This window comes from Roseobacter denitrificans OCh 114 (assembly GCF_000014045.1).
In the GTDB taxonomy this organism is placed as follows: Bacteria; Pseudomonadota; Alphaproteobacteria; order Rhodobacterales; family Rhodobacteraceae; genus Roseobacter; species Roseobacter denitrificans.
Window position 1 is genome coordinate 3,140,802 of sequence record NC_008209.1, and the last position, 19,624, is coordinate 3,160,425.

Annotated in this window: 21 protein-coding genes; 1 reads left to right on the plus strand and 20 read right to left on the minus strand. The window is 59.7% G+C overall.

Annotated features, from left to right (window positions below; all coding sequences use genetic code 11):
• Nucleotide 1: 1 nt before the first annotated feature.
• The 15 genes from nuoH to RD1_RS15120 form a co-directional block, all read right to left on the minus strand.
• Nucleotides 2-1,039: an NADH-quinone oxidoreductase subunit NuoH gene (gene nuoH, locus RD1_RS15045; RefSeq protein WP_011569393.1), complete on the minus strand. Its 1,038-nt coding sequence runs from the start codon at nucleotides 1,037-1,039 to the stop codon at nucleotides 2-4.
• Nucleotides 1,040-1,383: 344 nt separating this feature from the next.
• Entirely contained in the window at nucleotides 1,384-3,399 is a 2,016-nt protein-coding gene (nuoG, locus tag RD1_RS15055; protein WP_011569395.1) for an NADH-quinone oxidoreductase subunit NuoG, read from the minus strand.
• 41 nt (nucleotides 3,400-3,440) lie between these two features.
• The gene (locus RD1_RS15060; protein ID WP_044033180.1) at nucleotides 3,441-3,842 is read right to left on the minus strand and encodes a DUF5333 domain-containing protein; all 402 of its coding nucleotides are present in this window, start codon (nucleotides 3,840-3,842) and stop codon (nucleotides 3,441-3,443) included.
• A gap of 121 nt (nucleotides 3,843-3,963) precedes the next feature.
• Nucleotides 3,964-4,293, minus strand: a complete 330-nt coding sequence (locus RD1_RS15065) for a hypothetical protein (RefSeq protein ID WP_044033181.1) — start codon at nucleotides 4,291-4,293, stop codon at nucleotides 3,964-3,966.
• Between the two features lie 5 nt (nucleotides 4,294-4,298).
• Nucleotides 4,299-4,799 (minus strand): DUF3291 domain-containing protein, encoded by a 501-nt coding sequence (locus tag RD1_RS15070; protein WP_011569398.1) that lies wholly within the window; start codon nucleotides 4,797-4,799, stop codon nucleotides 4,299-4,301.
• Between the two features lie 211 nt (nucleotides 4,800-5,010).
• Nucleotides 5,011-6,306: an NADH-quinone oxidoreductase subunit NuoF gene (gene nuoF / locus RD1_RS15075; RefSeq protein ID WP_011569399.1), complete on the minus strand. Its 1,296-nt coding sequence runs from the start codon at nucleotides 6,304-6,306 to the stop codon at nucleotides 5,011-5,013.
• A gap of 12 nt (nucleotides 6,307-6,318) precedes the next feature.
• The gene (locus RD1_RS15080) at nucleotides 6,319-6,567 is read right to left on the minus strand and encodes a DUF5337 domain-containing protein (protein WP_011569400.1); all 249 of its coding nucleotides are present in this window, start codon (nucleotides 6,565-6,567) and stop codon (nucleotides 6,319-6,321) included.
• A 27-nt stretch (nucleotides 6,568-6,594) separates the two neighbouring features.
• A complete protein-coding gene (locus RD1_RS15085) occupies nucleotides 6,595-7,293 on the minus strand; it encodes a hypothetical protein (protein WP_011569401.1) in 699 nt (232 codons plus the stop codon).
• A 29-nt stretch (nucleotides 7,294-7,322) separates the two neighbouring features.
• The gene (gene nuoE / locus RD1_RS15090; protein WP_011569402.1) at nucleotides 7,323-8,402 is read right to left on the minus strand and encodes an NADH-quinone oxidoreductase subunit NuoE; all 1,080 of its coding nucleotides are present in this window, start codon (nucleotides 8,400-8,402) and stop codon (nucleotides 7,323-7,325) included.
• 101 nt (nucleotides 8,403-8,503) lie between these two features.
• Nucleotides 8,504-9,724, minus strand: coding sequence for an NADH-quinone oxidoreductase subunit D (locus RD1_RS15095; protein WP_044033492.1), 1,221 nt, complete (start codon nucleotides 9,722-9,724; stop codon nucleotides 8,504-8,506).
• 4 nt (nucleotides 9,725-9,728) lie between these two features.
• The gene (locus RD1_RS21175; protein WP_044033182.1) at nucleotides 9,729-9,902 is read right to left on the minus strand and encodes a hypothetical protein; all 174 of its coding nucleotides are present in this window, start codon (nucleotides 9,900-9,902) and stop codon (nucleotides 9,729-9,731) included.
• A gap of 62 nt (nucleotides 9,903-9,964) precedes the next feature.
• Nucleotides 9,965-10,942, minus strand: a complete 978-nt coding sequence (locus RD1_RS15105; protein WP_011569406.1) for a sulfotransferase — start codon at nucleotides 10,940-10,942, stop codon at nucleotides 9,965-9,967.
• Nucleotides 10,939-11,538, minus strand: coding sequence for an NADH-quinone oxidoreductase subunit C (locus RD1_RS15110; protein WP_011569407.1), 600 nt, complete (start codon nucleotides 11,536-11,538; stop codon nucleotides 10,939-10,941). Before RD1_RS15110 ends, RD1_RS15105 begins: the two co-directional genes overlap by 4 nt.
• Nucleotides 11,539-11,577: 39 nt before the next feature.
• Nucleotides 11,578-12,111: a NuoB/complex I 20 kDa subunit family protein gene (locus RD1_RS15115; RefSeq protein WP_011569408.1), complete on the minus strand. Its 534-nt coding sequence runs from the start codon at nucleotides 12,109-12,111 to the stop codon at nucleotides 11,578-11,580.
• 318 nt (nucleotides 12,112-12,429) lie between these two features.
• Nucleotides 12,430-12,795 (minus strand): NADH-quinone oxidoreductase subunit A, encoded by a 366-nt coding sequence (locus tag RD1_RS15120; protein WP_011569409.1) that lies wholly within the window; start codon nucleotides 12,793-12,795, stop codon nucleotides 12,430-12,432.
• A 268-nt stretch (nucleotides 12,796-13,063) separates the two neighbouring features.
• On the opposite strand from RD1_RS15120, the gene RD1_RS15125 reads away from it, so the two are divergent.
• Nucleotides 13,064-13,555, plus strand: coding sequence for a fasciclin domain-containing protein (locus RD1_RS15125; RefSeq protein ID WP_044033493.1), 492 nt, complete (start codon nucleotides 13,064-13,066; stop codon nucleotides 13,553-13,555).
• A gap of 72 nt (nucleotides 13,556-13,627) precedes the next feature.
• On the opposite strand, the gene RD1_RS15130 is transcribed toward RD1_RS15125, so the two are convergent.
• The 5 genes from RD1_RS15130 to RD1_RS15150 form a co-directional block, all read right to left on the minus strand.
• Entirely contained in the window at nucleotides 13,628-14,410 is a 783-nt protein-coding gene (locus tag RD1_RS15130; RefSeq protein ID WP_011569411.1) for a crotonase/enoyl-CoA hydratase family protein, read from the minus strand.
• A gap of 9 nt (nucleotides 14,411-14,419) precedes the next feature.
• A complete protein-coding gene (locus RD1_RS15135; RefSeq protein WP_011569412.1) occupies nucleotides 14,420-15,292 on the minus strand; it encodes a hydroxymethylglutaryl-CoA lyase in 873 nt (290 codons plus the stop codon).
• 28 nt (nucleotides 15,293-15,320) lie between these two features.
• Complete coding sequence (locus RD1_RS15140; protein WP_011569413.1) at nucleotides 15,321-15,986, minus strand: glutathione S-transferase family protein; 666 nt, start codon at nucleotides 15,984-15,986, stop codon at nucleotides 15,321-15,323.
• Nucleotides 15,983-17,920 carry an acetyl/propionyl/methylcrotonyl-CoA carboxylase subunit alpha gene (locus RD1_RS15145; protein ID WP_011569414.1) on the minus strand — a complete coding sequence of 646 codons (1,938 nt, stop codon included), beginning with the start codon at nucleotides 17,918-17,920 and terminating at the stop codon, nucleotides 15,983-15,985. Before RD1_RS15145 ends, RD1_RS15140 begins: the two co-directional genes overlap by 4 nt.
• Before the next feature lie 77 nt (nucleotides 17,921-17,997).
• Entirely contained in the window at nucleotides 17,998-19,602 is a 1,605-nt protein-coding gene (locus tag RD1_RS15150; RefSeq protein ID WP_011569415.1) for a carboxyl transferase domain-containing protein, read from the minus strand.
• Between the last annotated feature and the right edge of the window lie 22 nt (nucleotides 19,603-19,624).

The following is a 19,624-nucleotide window of genomic DNA, read 5'->3' on the forward strand; positions in this document are numbered from 1 at the left end:
ATCACCCTCCCATACCCCAGCGCGCATATGCGCCCCAGAACCATTCGAATTTTGCCGCGAATGCCACGAAAACCACCCAGACGAGGCTGAACGGCAGGAATACTTTCCACCCCAGTCGCATCAATTGGTCATAGCGATAACGCGGCGTGATTGCCTTGACCATCGCGAAGAGGAAGAAGAAGAACGCCATCTTGGCAATCATCCAGAACACACCATCCGGCAGGCCCGGGATCGGCGACAGCCAGCCGCCAAAGAACAGCAGCGAGGTGAGCGCGCACATCAGGAAAATGGCGATATATTCCCCGGCCATAAAGAGCAGGAAGGGTGTCGATGAATATTCGACCTGATAGCCCGCGACCAGTTCGGATTCCGCTTCGGGCAAATCAAACGGTGGACGGTTCGTTTCAGCCAGACAGCTGATGAAGAACAGGAAAACCATCGGGAAGTGCGGCAGCCAATACCAGCTGAAGAAGCCGTAAGGCCCGTCCTGCGCAGCGACAATGCCGCCGAAATTCATCGACCCGGTGGAAATAATCACCCCGATGATGATCAGACCGAGCGACACCTCGTAAGAGATCATCTGCGCCGCAGACCGCAGGGAGCCGAGGAAAGGGTATTTCGAGTTGGACGCCCAGCCCCCCATGATGACACCGTAGACTTCCAGCGATGAGATCGCAAAGACGAACAGGATCGCCACATTGATGTCACTGAGGACCCAGCCGTCATTGAACGGGATCACCGCCCATGCCAGCAGGGCCAGAACGAAGGACGTCATCGGCGCGAGCATGAAGACGGTCTTGTCGGCACCGGCAGGCACCACGACTTCCTTGACGACGTATTTCAGCGCATCCGCCACCGTTTGCAGCAACCCGAAGGTGCCAACAACGTTTGGCCCGCGCCGCATCTGCACAGCCGCCCAGATCTTGCGGTCGCCGTAGACCAGAAACAGCAGGGAGACCATCACGAAACCGATGACGGCCAGCACCTGCGCCAGGATCAGGACAGCTATGCCGCCGGGAGTGGTAAAGAAATCAGCCATATGTCCTCACACCATCGGTATTCCGCTTTGCTCACAGTCAGCCTGCACGACACCGGCGTCACTCTTGGCTCGCCTGTCAGGCAGGGTTGGCGATTTGGTGTAAACAGCATCTGCCGACCACGCGCCACCCTCTTCGTGTACTTTTGTGCGCAAATGCCGCGCAAAATCGCGCAGTTGCGGTCTTGATTGCCCGGCCACCCAGACGCGCAAGGTTTTTTGCGCGCTTGCGGTGCCATGCGTTAACGTCACTACCGTGCCTGCCCCGCGAAACACCGACTCGCAGCGGCGGGTTTCGGGAGCACGCGCCGCGTCGCGCGACAACTGAGATATGCGCGGGCTCTGCGTCATTCGGCGGCCAAGGTCTCTTGTTGACGTGCCTTTGCATTGGCGGAAAGTTCCGCCATCAGCTCGGATGCGCGCGCAATGGGGTTTGTCAGGTAGAAATCGGTTATGGCCGGCTCAAATGCGCCACGGCTCACCTCGCCGCCTGTTACCGCCTGCCAGTCATTTTCCGGCACCGTGTCGATATTCGCCAGATGTGGCACCTCTTTGACCAGCGCCTGCCGCAGCTGCGCAATGCTGTCAAACGGCAGCTGTGATCCGGTTTCCGCCGACAGCGCCCTCAGGATCGCCCAGTTTTCCTTGGCTTGCCCCGGCGCAAACCCGGCCCGGAGCGCCAGTTGAGGCCGCCCTTCGGTGTTTACAAACAACCCCGGCTCTTCGGTATAGGCGGCGCCGGGCAGGATGACATCGGCGCGATGCGCGCCCCTATCCCCATGCGAGCCCTGATAGATCACGAAAGGACCCGGTTTGATGTCGATCTCATCGGCACCGAGGTTATAGATCACCTCCGCATCCATCACCGTATCGACGCCGCCATCGGCACATGCGCCAATGTCCATCGCGCCCACACGTCCAGCGGCGGTATGAAGGACCAATACCTTGGACTTGCTACGCTCTGCGAAAGCGTGGGCCCTCGCCAGCACCGCTTCGCCATCCGCGCCGCGCAACGCGCCCTGCCCGATGATCACGATGGTCGGGTCATCCGTCATGTCAGCGGTGTTTTCCTGATCCAGCGTCGCCAGACCGTCGCAACCATCGCCGTAGTGATGATAGTCATACGTCAGATCAATCGCCGGGCCGACAACGCCGACCTTGGCCCCCTTCAGCCACGCCTTGCGGATGCGCGCATCCAGCACCGGCGCCTCGATGCGCGGGTTGGATCCGAGCAGTATGACGTGGGAGGCATCGTCGATCTCTTCGATGGTGGCGTTGCCCACATAGGCGAACCGGTTGCCCGCAGGCAATTTCGCCCCATCCGTGCGGCACTCCACAACGCCGCCCAGACCCTCGATCAGCGCTTTCAGCGCATAGGCGGCCTCTACCGGCGCAAGATCCCCGACCAACCCGGCCAGTTTCTTGCCTTGCATCGCTGTTGCAGCCGCTGTCAGGGCTTCGGGCCAGCTTGCGGGGCGCAACTTGCCGTTCTCGCGGATGTAGGGGCGATCCAGCCGCTGGCGGCGCAACCCGTCCCACACGAACCGCGTCTTGTCTGAAATCCATTCCTCATTCACGCCATCATGGTTGCGCGGCAAAAACCGCATCACCTCACGGCCCTTTGTGTCCACGCGGATGTTGGAGCCAAGCGCATCCATAACGTCCACGGATTCGGTCTTGGTCAGCTCCCACGGGCGCGCGGTAAACGCGTAAGGCTTTGAAACCAAAGCCCCAACCGGGCAGAGGTCAATGATGTTGCCCTGCATGTTACTGTCCAGCGTCTGGCCTAGGTAAGACGTTATTTCTGCGTCTTCGCCGCGTCCCGTCTGGCCCATCTGGTGAATGCCCGCAACCTCCGTGGTGAACCGCACGCAGCGCGTGCAGGAGATGCAGCGCGTCATATGCGTCTCAACCAGTGGGCCGAGATCGAGGTCTTCGGTCGCGCGCTTGGGTTCACGGTAGCGGGAGAAATCCACGCCATACGCCATCGCCTGATCCTGCAGATCGCATTCACCGCCCTGATCGCAGATCGGGCAATCCAGCGGGTGGTTGATCAGCAAAAACTCCATCACCCCCTCGCGGGCCTTCTTGACCATGGGCGAATTGGTCTTGACGACCGGCGGCTGGCCTTCGGGTCCGGGGCGCAGATCCTTGACCTGCATCGCGCAGGACGCGGCAGGTTTCGGCGGCCCGCCGACCACTTCGACCAGACACATGCGGCAGTTGCCCGCAATGGTCAGCCGCTCGTGATAGCAGAAACGTGGAATTTCGATCCCGGCCTCTTCACAGGCCTGAATCAGGGTCATCGCCCCGTCCACTTCAACCTCTTTATCGTCGATGATGACTTTGCGCAGATCGCTCATATCATTCGCCTTTGTTCATCGCGCCGCACCGGGCGCCCCTTTTACCGAGAGACGCGCAGCAGCGCCCCAATTTCCGTTTTCTGTGCGATTTCGGCCCGACCGAGCGCACAATACCCGTCTGTGTCCTGTTTGTAGCCAGCCGCTTTCATCTCATCCGCTGCCCTTGCACGCAGGCGCTTCTTCTCTGCGTCCGACTCAAGATGCGCCCTGATCTCGGCTTCGGAATATCCAAGCCCGCGGGCTTTGTCTTCGAGCGCCCGCAAAAAACGTACCGCCTTGAAAAACCGCGCGGAGATATCGGGGCATTTGCGCCGGATTTCATTGGCCAGCCCCACCGTGTACAGCGCATCGTCAATCTGCTTGACCTCACGCAGCGGCGGGTTCGCCGCCACCGGAGCCGCAAGCCCCATCATCAGTACCGCCATCATCATCGTTGCACGCATCCCGGTTCTCCACCTGTTTTTACCATGGCCAAAGGCAGACCGCCTTTGCCGGGATAGATGCGCGCGACCTGCGTTGATAAGCAATAACCACACAGGTTTCGGGACGGGATCAGGGCACGGGTCATATCTCGCGACACCTCCCCTGCAACATCAATGTGTCATTTTCGATGGTGAGCGCTTCATCTTCATCGTCAGGCCCCACGACCCAATCCACATCCGAGCGGCCAAAGCTGTTGACGCAATAGACCGTCGCCTCATAGCGCGCGGCCTCGCGGGCCCCCGCGAGGGAGGCGGAGACCGGCCTGGTGGTCACCGCAAACTGCGCGCGATCGCTGCGCTCGGACTTCAGGCGTGCGCTGAAAAACTGACCATCAAAACTGATGGCATCATCGCCCGGCCCGCAGGCCGTGACAGCGAGTGCGACACCCATCAGGAGTATGAAAACGCGCATAGGCCCTACTCTGCTGCAACCGGCGCACACCGGTTGTCTTTCCATTTGCTGGCATTGGTCAAATGCGCCCAGCCAAAAGCATGATCGCTATCGCCGTGGGCCTTGAGATACTCCAACCGCTCCAGCGCCTCATCCAACGTCGGCTTATGTCCGACCGGCACCCACCACATCACAAAATGCATCTCGCCCAGCACTTCGAACCATTCCTGACGGCGGGCATAAAACTGTTTGTGCACGGTGCCCCAGACGAATTGTTCCAGCGTCTCAACGCTTTCCCAGACGGTCAGGTTGGAGACATAAAGCGGATCGCCGTCGATCTTGGCCTCGGTATTGCCTGTGCCCGGCTCCCCCGACCCTTCCATCATCCACACGAACCCCGGCATGCGCTTACCCAAACCATTGATGCGGTCAAGGTTCTCCATGAACTCCGCCACGCGCGGATCATCCGTGGGGGCCGCAAGGCGACCGACGTTGAGTTCGGCGAGGTGCATTTTCGCGTCAGCCATGAGACACAGCCTTTAGGCGACCAACTGGCCAATCTGCAAACGCCAGGAAAATCACCAGAACAAGCGGCATGCCAGGAACAATCGCCAACATCCCCCAAGCCCCGCTGTAACCAGCCTTTGAAAATATTCGCCACAAGACGAATGGCACAAACACCAGGAGCAGAAATAGAACAATCAATTGAACAAGTGGACTACTATTCATACTGCCATTTTACTCCGCCGCCACTGCGCTCACACGCCCTGTCCGCTTGTGCTTGATCCGATCTTCGATCTCATCCCGGAAATGCCGGATCAGCCCCTGGATCGGCCACGCCGCCGCGTCACCCAACGCACAGATCGTATGGCCTTCGACCTGTTTGGTCACATCAAGGAGCATGTCGATCTCTTCGGGTTCCGCTTCGCCTGTCACCAAACGGTCCATCACGCGCATCATCCAGCCGGTGCCTTCGCGACACGGCGTGCATTGCCCGCAGCTTTCGTGCTTGTAGAACTTCGACAGCCGCCAGATCGCCTTGATCACATCGGTGGAGTTGTCCATCACGATCACCGCCGCCGTGCCGAGGCCGGAGCGTTGTTCGCGCAGATAGTCGAAATCCATGATCGCGTCTTTCATGTCCTTCCCGGGGATCAGCGGCACGGAGGATCCACCCGGGATCACCGCCTTGAGGTTGTCCCAACCGCCCCGGATGCCGCCGCAATGGGTCTCGATCAACTCTTCAAAACTGATCGACATGGCCTCTTCGACCACACAGGGGTTGTTCACGTGACCCGAAATCGCGAACAGCTTGGTGCCCGCGTTGTTCGGGCGGCCAAAGGAGGAAAACCACTCCGGGCCCCGCCGCAGGATGGTCGGCACAACGGCGATGGATTCCACGTTGTTCACCGTCGTCGGGCAGCCGTAAAGCCCCGCACCGGCTGGGAACGGCGGCTTCATCCGGGGCATCCCCTTCTTGCCCTCAAGGCTTTCCAGCAGCGCGGTTTCCTCACCACAGATGTAGGCCCCCGCCCCGTGGTGCAGGTAGATGTCAAAATCCCAGCCGGAGCCTGCGGCGTTCTTGCCCACCAGCCCCGCATCGTAGGCCTCGTCAATCGCGGCCTGAAGCGCCTCTTTCTCGCGGATATATTCGCCGCGAATGTAGATGTAACAGGCATGCGCATTCATCGCGAAACTGGCGATCAGGCACCCTTCAACCAGCGTATGCGGGTCGTGACGCATGATTTCGCGGTCCTTGCAGGTGCCCGGCTCGGATTCATCCGCGTTGACCACCAGATAGGCAGGTCGCCCGTCACTTTCCTTGGGCATGAAGGACCATTTGAGCCCCGTCGGGAAACCGGCCCCGCCGCGACCGCGCAGACCCGACGCCTTCATCTGATCCACGATCCAGTCGCGGCCCTTTTTGATGATGGCATCCGTCCCATCCCAATGGCCGCGCGCCTGCGCGCCCTTCAGCGTGCGGTCATGCATGCCGTAGATATTGGTAAAGATGCGATCCTGATCGTTAAGCATCCGCTTCCCCTTTTACCTGTCGTTCTGCGCAGCCTTGCGCGCACGTTTGATTTGCAACGAAACAATGAACGACCATGCCAAGGCAGCCAGCGCGAGGAAATCGATTAAAATCGCGTGCCGCGCGGTCAACCCGAACTTGGGGGCGAGCCACAGCGACAAGACCCACGCCACCATGGTGCCCACGATGACGAGGCTTACCATTCGCCCCTTTTTGGCCAAGGCACGCTCGCGCGCCTCGGCTGTCTGGTCTTGCGCACTCATGAAGCCTCCTAGCTCCGTCGTTCAGGGTCAGCCCTTGCCTTTGGCCAATGCCTTGGCCTGACCAACCCAATCGTCTCTTTCGATACGTCCTTTAAACCGCAGGCGTTCATCCACCCACGCGATGTCTTTCTTCTTGAACTGGGCAACCTGTTCAAAATGCCAGACACCCAACTCATTCAGCGTCTGCTCCAGCTTGGGCCCGACGCCGGAAATCTTTTTCAAATCATCCGCCGTGCCATTCGGCGCATCCGTCAGATACGCGGGCCGGCCCTCCGAATCTGCCGCCTTTGGCGCAGCCTTTTCAGCCTTGGCTTTCTTCGGAGCGGCTTTCTTTTCGGCCTTCGGCGCGGGGGCCGCCTCTTTTTCGTACTTCCACTCGCCCTTGCGGGCGGCCAGTTCCTCTTCACCGGCCAGCCGTGCCGTCGGCTTTACCTTCGCCACGGTCGGTGCAGGTGCCACATTGATCGGCGCGGCTTTGGTCGCGGCGACATTGGCGGAAGGTGTCGGGGGGTTGATCTTGACCTCACCGGGTTTTGGCAAAGGTCGGGTCATCACCCAACTGACCAGGATGCCCGCCACGATGAACACAACAGCCCCAAGGAAAACGCCCTGCAAAAAGCTCCAGCCAAAGAGCACCCATGCAAGTGTCCCCGCAAGCGTACCGCCTGCGAAAGCCACAAGCCAGCTCCCCAACGCCATTCCAACCATTCCTTTATTGCTTTCCATGAAGGCCTCTCTTTCGGTTATTTACGCAATCACTTTTTATAAATACCGTCTTTTTCGGCGCGTTGGGAAAATTCTGTTTCTTTACCCTCTGCCAACAGCTTCGCCTGTGCGACCCAATCGTCCCGGCTGACGCGCCCCTTGAAGCCGACAAAGCTCTCATCCGCCCATGCGACCTCTTCTTTCGTCCAGCTGGCGATCTGGTCAAAATGGAAAATCCCGATGTCATTCAGCATCGACTCAAGCTTGGGGCCCACGCCCTTGATCCGTTTGAGGTCATCCCCACCACCGCTGCGCGCGGCCTTCAGAAGGCCCGGCTGCACACCCTTGACGGGGGCATCCGGCTCTGCCTGCGCGGGCGCGCCTTGCGGCTTTGCTCTTGGTTTTGGCGCGGCGTTTTCATTCGCGCCCTGCCATGGCGTTGTTAGCGGCACCTCGGTCCCGTCAATACGTTTGATCGTGTCACCCAGATCAACGGCCAATTGCACTGACGCGTTATATTGCGTTCTGCCACTGTCGTATTCTGTCAATGACGTCAGACCCTTAAGAGGTTCTGCTGCGTAGCGTCCGTTTTGTGGACCGGGCACCGGCACCTTGCCTGCGGCCAATTCGTCAATGATTTCGCCCATGCGTGCGGCGGTCAGGTCTTCGTAGTAATCCTTGCCGATCTGCGCCATCGGCGCATTGGAACAGGAGCCAAGGCATTCGACTTCTTCCCACGAGAAATTGCCATCCTCCGAGAGTTGATGCGGCTCGCGTGCGATCTTTTCCTGACAGACTGCCACCAGATCTTCGGCCCCGCAGATCATGCAGGATGTGGTGCCGCAGACCTGAATATGCGCAATCGCCCCGACGGGCTGCAGTTGGAACATGAAATAGAACGTCGCAACCTCAAGGCCCCGGATATAGCTGAGGCCCAGCATGTCAGACACATGCTCAATCGCCGGCTTGGACAGCCAGCCTTCCTGCTCCTGCGCGCGCCACAAAAGCGGAATAATCGCCGAGGCCTGACGCCCTTCGGGGTATTTCGTGATCTGCCCTTCGGCCCAGGCCTGATTCTCTGGCGTGAAGGCGAAACTGTCGGGTTGATCGGGATGTAGTCTACGCAGCATTGGAAATATCCGTTAACTCAGATTTGATCGCGCCAGCGATGCGAATGCAAAAACGCATGCGGCGCCTTTGAAACCAAAGGCTTCACATTGTACGAAAGGGCTCACCGGTCGATCTCCCCGAACACCACATCCATGGTGCCGATGATTGCCGCCACGTCCGCCAGTTGGTGCCCGCGTGACATGTGGTCCATCGCCTGCAGGTGCAGGAACCCGGGCGCGCGGATCTTGGCGCGGTAAGGTTTGTTGGTGCCATCGGCCACGAGGTAGACGCCGAACTCGCCCTTGGGCGCCTCGACACAGGCATAGACCTCACCGGCAGGCACGTGGAACCCTTCGGTATAAAGCTTGAAGTGGTGGATCAGGCTTTCCATCGACGTCTTCATGTCCGAACGCGAAGGCGGCGTGATCTTGCCACGGGCCAGAACATCGCCCTGCCCCTCGGGTGCGCGCAGCTTGGCAATCGCCTGAAGGATGATTGACAGAGACTGGCGCATCTCTTCCATCCGCACCAGATAGCGGTCATAACAATCACCGTTCTTGCCAATGGGTATCTGGAAATCGAACTCGTCATAGCGTTCGTAGGGCTGCGCACGGCGCAAATCCCACGCCAGACCGGACCCGCGCACCATGACGCCCGAGAAACCGTATTCGAGAATGTCTTCCTCGGTCACCACACCGATATCGGCATTACGCTGTTTGAAAATCCGGTTTTCCGTCAGCAGACCATCGATGTCGTCGATGACACGCGGGAACTCATGCGCCCATGTTTCAATGTCGTCGATCAACGCTGGCGGAAGATCCTGGTGCACCCCGCCGGGACGGAAATAGGCGGCGTGCAGGCGCGCGCCACTGGCCCGCTCGTAAAATACCATCAGCTTTTCGCGCTCTTCAAAGCCCCAAAGCGGCGGGGTCAGCGCGCCCACATCCATCGCCTGCGTCGTGATGTTCAGGATGTGGTTGAGAATACGGCCGATTTCGCAAAACAACACGCGGATCAAAGAGGCACGGCGCGGCACCTCGACACCGGTAAGCTTTTCGATGGCAAGACACCATGCATGCTCCTGATTCATCGGTGCCACATAGTCCAGCCTGTCGAAATACGGCAGGTTCTGCAGATAGGTGCGGCTTTCCATCAGCTTTTCGGTGCCCCGGTGCAGCAGGCCGATATGCGGGTCACACCGTTCGACAATTTCGCCGTCCAACTCCAGCACAAGCCGCAACACGCCATGTGCCGCCGGGTGCTGCGGGCCAAAGTTGATGTTGAAGTTACGGATTTTCTGTTCGCCCGTCAGCGCGTCCTCAAACCCTTTGGTTCCATCCATCATGTCAACGTCTCTCCAACTCTTGCAGCTTGAGGCTCATCCACCAGATCAGTGCCAACACACCGAAAGGAACAATGCAGGCCAAAGCCCAATATTTATTGATGCCGAAATGCGGCAGCAGCTTCAGCAACGGGATGACCGTCAGGATCGTGAATGCAAGCCAAATTATCCCTTCCATCACGCGATCTCAACTCTGATCTCTTGTTGCCCTCGGCGCTTTTCATTTCGTGCCATTGCGATCTACCCCGATACCGAATTTCGTAGTGCCGCGCTTTTCAGCCATTTGTCAGGCAGGTTTCCATCAAAACGCGCAAGCATAAAATCATAGACCGGGGCCAGTGCATTCGCGATCATGCGGCGGTCGTCTTCACTGACTTCCACTTCGCCGCCCGCGCCACGATGAACCACACGGTCGACCTTGCCCGGTTTGTAGGGGATGTTCAGGAACGCGCATAACTCTTCGATTTTATCCTGCGCAAACATCTCCTCAAAGAAAATCAGAGACGTATTTTCCGGCGCGACAGCCGCATCAAGGTTTGCGAGCGTGCGGTGATACTGCGAATGGCCAATTGGACGGCGACCGTTTGCACTCATGCCCAGATGCGCATGGATTGCTGCCGACAGGCTGTCGCTGTCAATTCCCGTGGCGCCGACGGAATTCCGCAGGGAATGCCGGACGGACGAAATGAACCGCGATACCGGGTCTCGCATCAGATAAATGAAGCGGACGTTATCAGACAAACGCGCCATCTCGGCATATGTCGCGGGCTTCAGAAACGCATAGGCGGGGCAAACCTCTCCCATAGCTTTGGTGTCCGCCGTACAGTTTTCCAAAAGCAGATCAGCATAGGCGCTATAAGGTGGGTTCGGATCATCAGCCGCCGCCAGCGCCAAGGTTATGCCCTGCTGCTTGCGCGTATCCGCCCGGGACATCGTCGCTTTTTCCTTGAACCGTTGGAAAAAGCCCTTCTCCTCGCGCAGCTTCTTTTGTTCCATCAGCATGGCGCCGGGATCAGGATAGCCTTCGACCATGTTCCAGAAGTTGTTTTCTTTCCACTGCGGGACCGCAGCGTTTGCATGTTCACGCAGATATTTGTTCAGCCACGTCGTCCCGGATTTTTGAGCACCAACAACAAAGAACAGACAGCCCACAGACTTGAAACGCGCGTCAAAGCCCGTAAAACTGCCTGACTTGGGATGATCCAACACGTGGCTCACTCTTTCTTCTCATCACCGGGCAGGATGTATTCCGCGCCCTCCCACGGCGACATGAAATCAAACTGGCGGTACTCCTGCACAAGGCTGACCGGTTCGTATACGACGCGTTTTTGCGCTTCATCATAGCGCACCTCGGTATAGCCGGTGGTCGGGAAATCCTTGCGCAGCGGATGGCCGCGAAATCCGTAATCGGTCAGGATGCGGCGCAAATCCGGGTGGCCGGAAAACAAGATCCCAAACATGTCGAACACTTCGCGTTCAAACCAGTTTGCAGAAGGATGTACGGAAATCACCGACGGCATCATCTGATCCTCGCGGATGCTGACGCGCAGCCGAACCCGGTGGTTCTGATACATCGAAAGAAGGTGATAAACGACGTCATACCGCTTTGCGCGCCCGGTGTAATCCACCGCCGTGATGTCAATGAGGGTCGAGAAGCGACATGTGGCGTCCGTCTTGAGGAACTCGACCAGCCCCACGATATTGGACGGTGTTACATCAAGGTTAAGCTCTTTATTGGTCACATCCCATGCCAAGACGCAGTCTGCGCGTTTTGTGGCGATGTAGTTTCCCAATTCCTGCAAAGGCTCTGACATCGGTATCCTCTTTTTCCCCGGGCCAAACCGTCCCGGTTGTTACCGCACGATGGTCCCGGTCCGTCGTATCTTACGTTGAAGTTGCATGATGCCATAAAGCAGCGCCTCGGCAGTGGGCGGGCAGCCCGGCACATAGACATCGACCGGCACGATCCGGTCACAGCCCCGCACGACACTGTAGGAATAATGGTAATAACCGCCACCATTCGCGCAGGACCCCATCGAAATCACATACCTTGGTTCGGGCATCTGATCGTATACCTTGCGCAGCGCGGGTGCCATCTTGTTGGTCAGGGTTCCCGCCACGATCATCAGGTCGGACTGACGCGGGCTGGCACGCGGCGCCGTCCCGAAGCGTTCCATGTCATAGCGCGGCATGGCCGTGTGCATCATTTCAACCGCGCAGCAGGCCAGACCAAAGGTCATCCAGTGCAGCGAGCCGGTGCGCGCCCAGTTGATGATATCCTCCGTGGATGTCAGCAGGAAACCCTTGTCCTGCAACTCACGGTTCAGCTCTTGCGTTGCGACCTCACGGTCGACGCCGGCTGCGTTTACATTCGTTGCCACAGTCATCCTGATAGACCTCCGAACTCTTTCATAAAGTTTCGCACGACGGGGAATATCCGCAGTTAGAAATGCCATACCCCAGCACGGCTGCAAGATCAACGCGACAGCATGGCTCAGTCGTGAATAACCTCTCAAAAATACGATGTTTTTTCACGCATACCGCCAATCAGGCGACAGCCGCAGAGAACCACGCGCCCTGATTCCCCCGCCATGCCCGATAACCCGCTGGATCAGCTTGGAAACGTCACCTGAACGGGGCTGTCTTTGTCCCGCCTGATTCCGCAAAAGGTTGTTTTTCAGGTCGCTACGTCCCTGCCTGAACGGCTATTGCCACTCAAGCGCGCCCTTTTTCCATTCATAGGCAAAGCCGATGGTCAAAACGCCCAGGAAGACCATCATGGACCAGAAACCCACCATGCTGATGTCCTGGAACGCAACGGCCCATGGAAACAGGAAGGCGATTTCGAGGTCAAAGATGATGAACAGGATCGAAACGAGGTAGAACCGCACATCGAACTTCATGCGCGCATCATCAAAAGCGTTGAAGCCGCATTCGTAGGCGGACACTTTTTCGGGGTCCGGGTTGCGCACCGCCAGCACGACAGCCGCGAGGATCAGGACCAGACCAAGACCGATGGCGACCGCCAGAAACACGAGAATCGGCAAATATTCGCGTAACATGTCGTCCAAGGTAATGATCCTTTCTTGGCCTTTTGCGGTGCCTGTGTACGCGCAGTATATGGCTTGGTCAACACGCACGAAACGCTCCGCGCCACTTTTGGAACAGGCTGCACCCATTTGCCGCATCGCTCCGAGATGAGCATGTATCCGCCGTTCGATTTGAAATCACAAACGAGTGATCCAACTATTTGTATAGGCCGGTGCGGCACACCGCGCGCACGGCCCGGAAACACATCAGTGCCGCATGCATCGCGCACGCCAAGACAAGGAAAACACCATGAACAGACGTTCTACCCTCAAAGCGGCCCTTGCCGTCACTGCCCTGACCACCATTTCTGCCTGCGCGACACTGACAGGGGGCGATGACATCGTCGATGTTGCGGCATCCAACGGCAACTTCAACACGCTGGTTGCTGCGGTTCAGGCGGCTGGGCTTGAGGACACGTTGCGCAGCGAAGGTCCGTTCACTGTGTTCGCACCCACCGATGACGCCTTTGCCGCCCTGCCCGCTGGGACCATTGAGGACCTGCTGCTGCCGGAAAACAAGGACAAACTGGTCGGAATTCTGACCTATCACGTGATCCCCGGCGCTGTGATGGCTGCCGACGTGAGTGGCGCAAGCACGGACGTGGCAACCGTTAACGGCGCAATGTTGACCGTCGACGGAACCGGCGATGGTGTTGTCGTCGGCGGCGCAAATGTGACCGCGGCGGACATCAAAGCGTCAAACGGTGTGATCCATGTGATCGACAAAGTGCTGCTGCCCTGATCGAGGCATCGAGACAGACCGCAGGTTTACCCCTGCGGTCTTGATCTTGTTTTCAAACAGCGTGTGGGTCTGTCACTGGACCCAAGCCGCTTTGCGCTTGTCAAAGAAGGCTGCGATACCTTCGGCGGCTTCCGCCCCGTCCCACTGGTCGGCCAAGGCTTCAATTGAATATTCAATCTGTTCCGGAGAAACCGTCGCGCCCAATTCCCGTGCCAGCTTTTTGGCCGCCGCCACCGCACCGGGCGCGCAAGACAGATAGGGCGTGACTTCCTCTTCAACCGCTTGGGCAAAGTCTGTTTGTGGCACCACACGCGCCAGAATGCCCAAGGACACGGCCTGCGCTGCGTCAAAGATACGGCCCGACATAAAGACACGCCGCGCACAGCCCTCGCCCATCCGTCCGATCACGTAAGGCCCGATGGTGGCAGGGATCAGGCCAAGGCGCGTTTCCGTCAGCCCCAGATTGATCGTGTCGACCCCGACCGCGACATCACACACGCAAGCCAGACCGACGCCACCGCCAAAGGCATTGCCCTGCAACGCCCCGATCAGTGGTTTGGGCAGGCTGTTGAGCGCATCCAGCATCATCGCCAGCTTGCGCGCCTCTTCATTGCGGGTGGCGCGGTCCATCGTCATCTGGTCGCGCATCCACCCCAGATCACCGCCCGCGCAGAAACTCTTGCCTGCTCCGGTCAGCACAACGACGCGCACATCCGCATCGGAGCCGAGCCGTTTTGCAGCGGTTGTCAGTTCTTCCAGCATCCGCCCGGACATCGCGTTGTGCTTTTCCGGACGGTTGAGGCTCAGGGTGGCGACGCCGCGCGCATCTGTATCAACCGTGAGGGTATCAAACATTCGAACGTCCTACTGCGCGGGTTCAGGCTGCGTGCGCATGGACCGGGCCAAAGCCGCAGCCTCCGCGATCACTTCGGGATCAAGACCGGTTTCATACCCCAGCGCCGCGAGATGGCGTGCCAGTGTTTCGGTGGCCACATTCCCGGAGGCTCCGGGTGCGAAAGGGCATCCGCCCAAACCGCCCACAGCGGCATCAAAGACTCGCACCCCAAGGCTGAGCGCAGCGTCGATGTTTTCGATCGCGCGGCCATTTGTGTCATGAAAATGCCCGGCCAGCCGACCGACCGGCACCACATCGCGCACCGCAAGCAACATGCGCGCAACACTGTCCGGCGTGCCTGCGCCGATTGTGTCGCCGAGGCTGACCTCATAACAGCCCATCGCAAACAGCTTGTCTGCCACCTCGGCCACCTGCGCCGGAGCCACGGCCCCGTCATAAGGGCATGCCACCACGCAGGACACATAGCCGCGCACGGGCAGATCAATGTGACGCGCCTCTTCTAGAATGGGCGCAAAACGCTCAAGGCTTTCGGCAATGCTGGCGTTGATGTTGGCTTTGGAAAACCCCTCCGAAGCGGAGGCAAAAATCGCGATCTCATCGGCGCCGGCACGGCAGGCGTCCCTGTATCCCTGCATGTTTGGCGCAAGTGCCGCGTAACGCACCCCCGCCGCCCTTGAGATACCGGCCAGCACCTCGCCGGACCCTGCCATCTGCGGCACCCGCTTGGGAGAGACGAAACTCGCAGCCTCGATCCGGTTGAACCCGGCGCGGCTCAGGCAGTCGATGAGCGCGATTTTATCGCGTACCGGTATCTCGCGCTCTTCATTCTGCAACCCGTCGCGCGGGCCCACTTCGTATATCTCACAGTTTCCCAAACTCATCCCTGACGCTCCTGTTGTGGGTTTCGCCTCACTCTAGCGGCCAAGGCGCGTAAAAGTCTTGCGAATAAATTCCACCGCCATTTGGCAACGCCGCTTTGAACCCTTCGCGCGCCGTGATCCGTTCGTACCACGCCTCAAGCGCGGGGTAGCCTCCCAAACGCACAAAATGCGACGCCATGTAGACCGCCTGCCCCACTGAAATGTCTGCGGCGGAAAAACCGGAGGTCAACAGATAGTCGCGGCTTTCGATGGGCGTCGACAGGCGCGCCTCGATGGCATCAAAGCATTTACCGACGCGCGCGGCCTCCAGCTTCATCACGATCGGGCTGCGCATGTGATCCTCATACAGCATCACATGCTGCTGGGTCAGCGCCGCCACATGCTGGCTGAGCGTTTCGGCAAAATGCAGCCAGACAAGCCATGTCATCCGGTCCGGGCTGGCGGTGCTGCGCCCCAGCCGGTCCGGGCTGTAGCGTTCGCACAGGTATTCCGTAATCGCCCCGGTTTCGAACATGCGTTCGCCATCCACCTCAAGGGCGGGCACGCGTCCTGCGGGCGACAGGGTCAAAAACTCAGGGCTGCGCAGACTGCGATCGAACGGATAGCTGCGCAGCTGAAATGGAATCTCAAGTTCGTTCAGCAGCCACAGCGTGCGCATGGACCGCGTCTGGGGGCAGTGATGCAGCGTGATCATGCCTGTTCCTCCTCAAGTCGGATGAGGGCAGCACCCGCGCTGACCTGATCACCTTCCTGCGCCAGCACTTCGGCGATCTTGCCGTCGCGCGCAGCCAGCAGCGCGTGCTCCATCTTCATCGCTTCCAACACGGCCAGCCGATCCCCCCGTAAAACGGTCTGTCCGGGCACCGCCGCCAACATCTTTACCAGACCCGGCATTGGCGCTTCGATCAGATTGCCACTGCGGCCTTCGGTCGCGCCCGCCAGCAACGGATCATGGATGTCAAAAACCAGACCGTAGTGATCAAAAACCGTGACCTGCCCTGCCGCCATGTAACAGAACGGCAGGGGTGCGCCATCAATCGACCACTGGCCCGCATGTCGCGTCGCGGTGACGCTTTGCGCGCCGTGGGTCCAGCGCTGGCTGTGCTGATCCAGCACCTCAACGGACAGCAGATGTTCCTGATCCTGCCAGCCCAGCCGCACCTGATGCGCAAATGGCACCCAGAGGGCAAAGCCTGCCATCGCCGCCGGTTTGTCCAACCCCGCAACCTGCATCGCCGCCGCCACCATATGAGCGATCTGCGGGTCGGCAGCAGGTGTGAGTGTCGCAAAATCACGCTCAATCAGGCCCGTGTCGAATGCCCCTGCGGCGAACCCCTCATGGGCCGCCAAGGCGCCCAGAAATTCCAGATTGGTCACGCTGCCCGCCACCTGAGTGTCTTTTAATGCCCGACGCAACCGCGCCAGCGCAATGGCGCGGGTGGGGCCAGCGACGATCAGCTTGGCAATCATCGGGTCGTAATAGGGGCTGATCGCATCGCCTGCGCGCACCCCGCTGTCTGCCCGCGCAATCGACGGAAAAACCAGATGATGCAGCGTTCCGGTGGCAGGCAGGAATCCCGCGCGCACATCTTCGGCATAAAGACGCGCTTCAAAGGCATGTCCGGTGATCGCCAGATCATCCTGACCGCACGGCAAAGGTTCGCCCGCCGCCACGCGCAATTGCCATTCGACCAGATCAACGCCCGTGATGGCCTCGGTGACGGGGTGTTCGACCTGAAGGCGGGTGTTCATCTCCATGAAATAAAACCCATCGGGGCGCAGATCGCCCGTGCCATCAACGATGAACTCCACCGTTCCGGCCCCTTTGTAGCCGATTGCCTTGGCAGCACGCACGGCGGCGCGGCCCATGGCCTCTCTGACCTCCGGGGTCATACCGGGTGCGGGGGCTTCTTCGATCACTTTCTGATGGCGGCGCTGCAGCGAACAGTCCCGTTCAAACAAGTGCACGACATCAGTACCATCGCCGAAAACCTGCACCTCGATATGGCGCGGCTGCGGAATGAACTTTTCGATCAGAACATCAGAATTGCCGAATGCAGCCTGCGCCTCGGAACGCGCCGCCGCCAGTGCCTCGCTGAATTCTGACGCGGCGCTGACCAGACGCATGCCTTTGCCACCGCCCCCTGCAACGGCCTTGATCAAGACCGGATAGCCGATCCTGTCAGCCTGCTGCTGCAACTGTGCGTCCGCCTGATCCGCACCGTGATAGCCCGGCACGACGGGCACGCCCGCGTCGATCATCAGGGCCTTGGCCGCGTCCTTGAGGCCCATCGCCCGGATCGCCTGCGCCGAGGGGCCGATGAAAACCAACCCGGCGGTTTCGACCGCTTCGACAAACTCGGGGTTTTCGCTCAGAAACCCATAGCCCGGGTGGATCGCTTGCGCCCCGGTGGCGCGTGCGGCTGCGATGATGGCATCGGCGCGCAGGTAACTGTCCACAGGTGCGGGACCGCCGATCCGCACGGCAGCATCCGCCATTGCCACGTGTTTCGCACCTGCATCCGCGTCCGAATAAACGGCGATGCAGCGCACCCCAAGGGCCTGCGCCGTCCCCATCACCCGGCAGGCAATTTCGCCCCGATTGGCCACCAAAATGCAGTTAAACACAACGTCCCTTTCTATTTGCCGCATCCGGGGCGCGCACCACCGAGGTTGACGCCATTGCCGCGCGCCACCCCCTCCGGCTACATTCTGAAAACGCCAAAGCGTGTCTCCTCAATGGGGGCGTTGAGCGCGGCAGACAAGGACAGGCTCAGCACCGCGCGGCTTTTGCGCGGATCAATGATCCCGTCATCCCAGAGCCGCGCGGAGGCATATAGCGGATGGCTTTGTTCCTCAAACATATCAATGGTGGGCTGTTTGAAGGCCGCTTCCTCCTCAGCCGACCACGACCCGCCCGCCCGTTCAATGGCGTCGCGTTTGACGGTGGCAAGCACCCCGGCAGCCTGCGCCCCGCCCATGACCGAAATACGGCTGTTGGGCCAGGTCCACAGAAACCGCGGCGAATAGGCCCGCCCAGCCATGCCATAGTTACCCGCCCCGAACGAACCACCAACCAGCATGGTGATCTTTGGCACATTGGCACAGGCCACAGCCGCGACCATTTTCGCCCCGTGCCGCGCAATCCCTTCGTTTTCATACTGCCGCCCGACCATGAAGCCGGTGATATTTTGTAAAAACACCAGAGGGATACCGCGCTGTGTGCACAGCTCGATGAAATGCGCGCCCTTTTGGGCCGATTCCGAAAACAGCACCCCGTTGTTGGCAATGATCCCGATCGGGCACCCGTCAAGATGTGCAAAGCCGGTCACAAGTGTTTCACCAAAGCGCGTCTTGAACTCGTCAAACCGTGAGCCATCCACCAGCCGCGCAATGACCTCGCGTATGTCATAGGGCGTGCGCAAATCGGCAGGCACGACGCCAAGAATCTCTTCGGGATCATAGTCGGGTGGCTCTGGCGTGGCCCAATCAACGCTCGCCGGTCGGGTCCGGTTCAGCGCGCCCACAGCGCGGCGCGCCAATGCAAGCGCATGGGCGTCATCCTCCGCCAGATAATCGGCAACGCCCGACAACCGCGTGTGCACATCGCCACCGCCAAGGTCTTCGGCGCTCACCACTTCGCCCGTGGCCGCTTTTACGAGCGGAGGGCCGGCCAGAAAAATAGTTCCCTGATCCTTGACGATGATTGTGACATCCGACATCGCCGGCACATAGGCACCGCCCGCCGTGCAGGACCCCATGACCACGGCGATCTGTGCGATGCCTGCCGCAGACATCCGCGCCTGATTGTAAAAGATGCGACCAAAGTGATCCCGGTCGGGGAATACCTCGTCCTGATTTGGCAGATTGGCCCCGCCGCTGTCCACAAGGTAGATGCAGGGCAGATGGTTCTCAGCGGCGATTTCCTGAGCGCGCAGGTGCTTTTTGACACTCAGCGGATAATAGGTGCCCCCTTTGACCGTCGCATCGTTGCACAGGATCATGACCTGCTGCCCGGATACCTGCCCGATGCCCGCGATCACCCCCGCCGCAGGCGCAGCACCGCCGTAAAGCCCATGCGCCGCCATTGCGCCGATCTCCAGAAAGGGACTGCCGGGATCAAGCAGACCCGCAACCCGGTCACGCGGCAGCATCTTTCCGCGCGACACATGACGCGCACGCGCCGCGTCCGTACCCCCACGTGCTGCTGCCTGTGCAACAGTAGCGACCGTTTCCAACGCCTCAAGATGCGCAGCCCGGTTTGCCTTGAAAACGTCAGAGCCTGAAACAGCCTGCGACACCAATTTCATCTCAAGTCCTTTGCTTTCGCAT

Coding starts and splice junctions, on each gene's coding strand:
- nuoH (WP_011569393.1), bottom strand. CDS start 1,039: ATGGCTGATTTCTTTACCACTCCCGGCGGCATAGCTGTCCTGATCCTG.
- nuoG (WP_011569395.1), bottom strand. CDS start 3,399: ATGAGCGATCTGCGCAAAGTCATCATCGACGATAAAGAGGTTGAAGTG.
- RD1_RS15060 (WP_044033180.1), bottom strand. CDS start 3,842: ATGCGTGCAACGATGATGATGGCGGTACTGATGATGGGGCTTGCGGCT.
- RD1_RS15065 (WP_044033181.1), bottom strand. CDS start 4,293: ATGCGCGTTTTCATACTCCTGATGGGTGTCGCACTCGCTGTCACGGCC.
- RD1_RS15070 (WP_011569398.1), bottom strand. CDS start 4,799: ATGGCTGACGCGAAAATGCACCTCGCCGAACTCAACGTCGGTCGCCTT.
- nuoF (WP_011569399.1), bottom strand. CDS start 6,306: ATGCTTAACGATCAGGATCGCATCTTTACCAATATCTACGGCATGCAT.
- RD1_RS15080 (WP_011569400.1), bottom strand. CDS start 6,567: ATGAGTGCGCAAGACCAGACAGCCGAGGCGCGCGAGCGTGCCTTGGCC.
- RD1_RS15085 (WP_011569401.1), bottom strand. CDS start 7,293: ATGGAAAGCAATAAAGGAATGGTTGGAATGGCGTTGGGGAGCTGGCTT.
- nuoE (WP_011569402.1), bottom strand. CDS start 8,402: ATGCTGCGTAGACTACATCCCGATCAACCCGACAGTTTCGCCTTCACG.
- RD1_RS15095 (WP_044033492.1), bottom strand. CDS start 9,724: ATGGATGGAACCAAAGGGTTTGAGGACGCGCTGACGGGCGAACAGAAA.
- RD1_RS21175 (WP_044033182.1), bottom strand. CDS start 9,902: ATGGAAGGGATAATTTGGCTTGCATTCACGATCCTGACGGTCATCCCG.
- RD1_RS15110 (WP_011569407.1), bottom strand. CDS start 11,538: ATGTCAGAGCCTTTGCAGGAATTGGGAAACTACATCGCCACAAAACGC.
- RD1_RS15115 (WP_011569408.1), bottom strand. CDS start 12,111: ATGACTGTGGCAACGAATGTAAACGCAGCCGGCGTCGACCGTGAGGTC.
- RD1_RS15125 (WP_044033493.1), top strand. CDS start 13,064: ATGAACAGACGTTCTACCCTCAAAGCGGCCCTTGCCGTCACTGCCCTG.
- RD1_RS15130 (WP_011569411.1), bottom strand. CDS start 14,410: ATGTTTGATACCCTCACGGTTGATACAGATGCGCGCGGCGTCGCCACC.
- RD1_RS15135 (WP_011569412.1), bottom strand. CDS start 15,292: ATGAGTTTGGGAAACTGTGAGATATACGAAGTGGGCCCGCGCGACGGG.
- RD1_RS15140 (WP_011569413.1), bottom strand. CDS start 15,986: ATGATCACGCTGCATCACTGCCCCCAGACGCGGTCCATGCGCACGCTG.
- RD1_RS15150 (WP_011569415.1), bottom strand. CDS start 19,602: ATGAAATTGGTGTCGCAGGCTGTTTCAGGCTCTGACGTTTTCAAGGCA.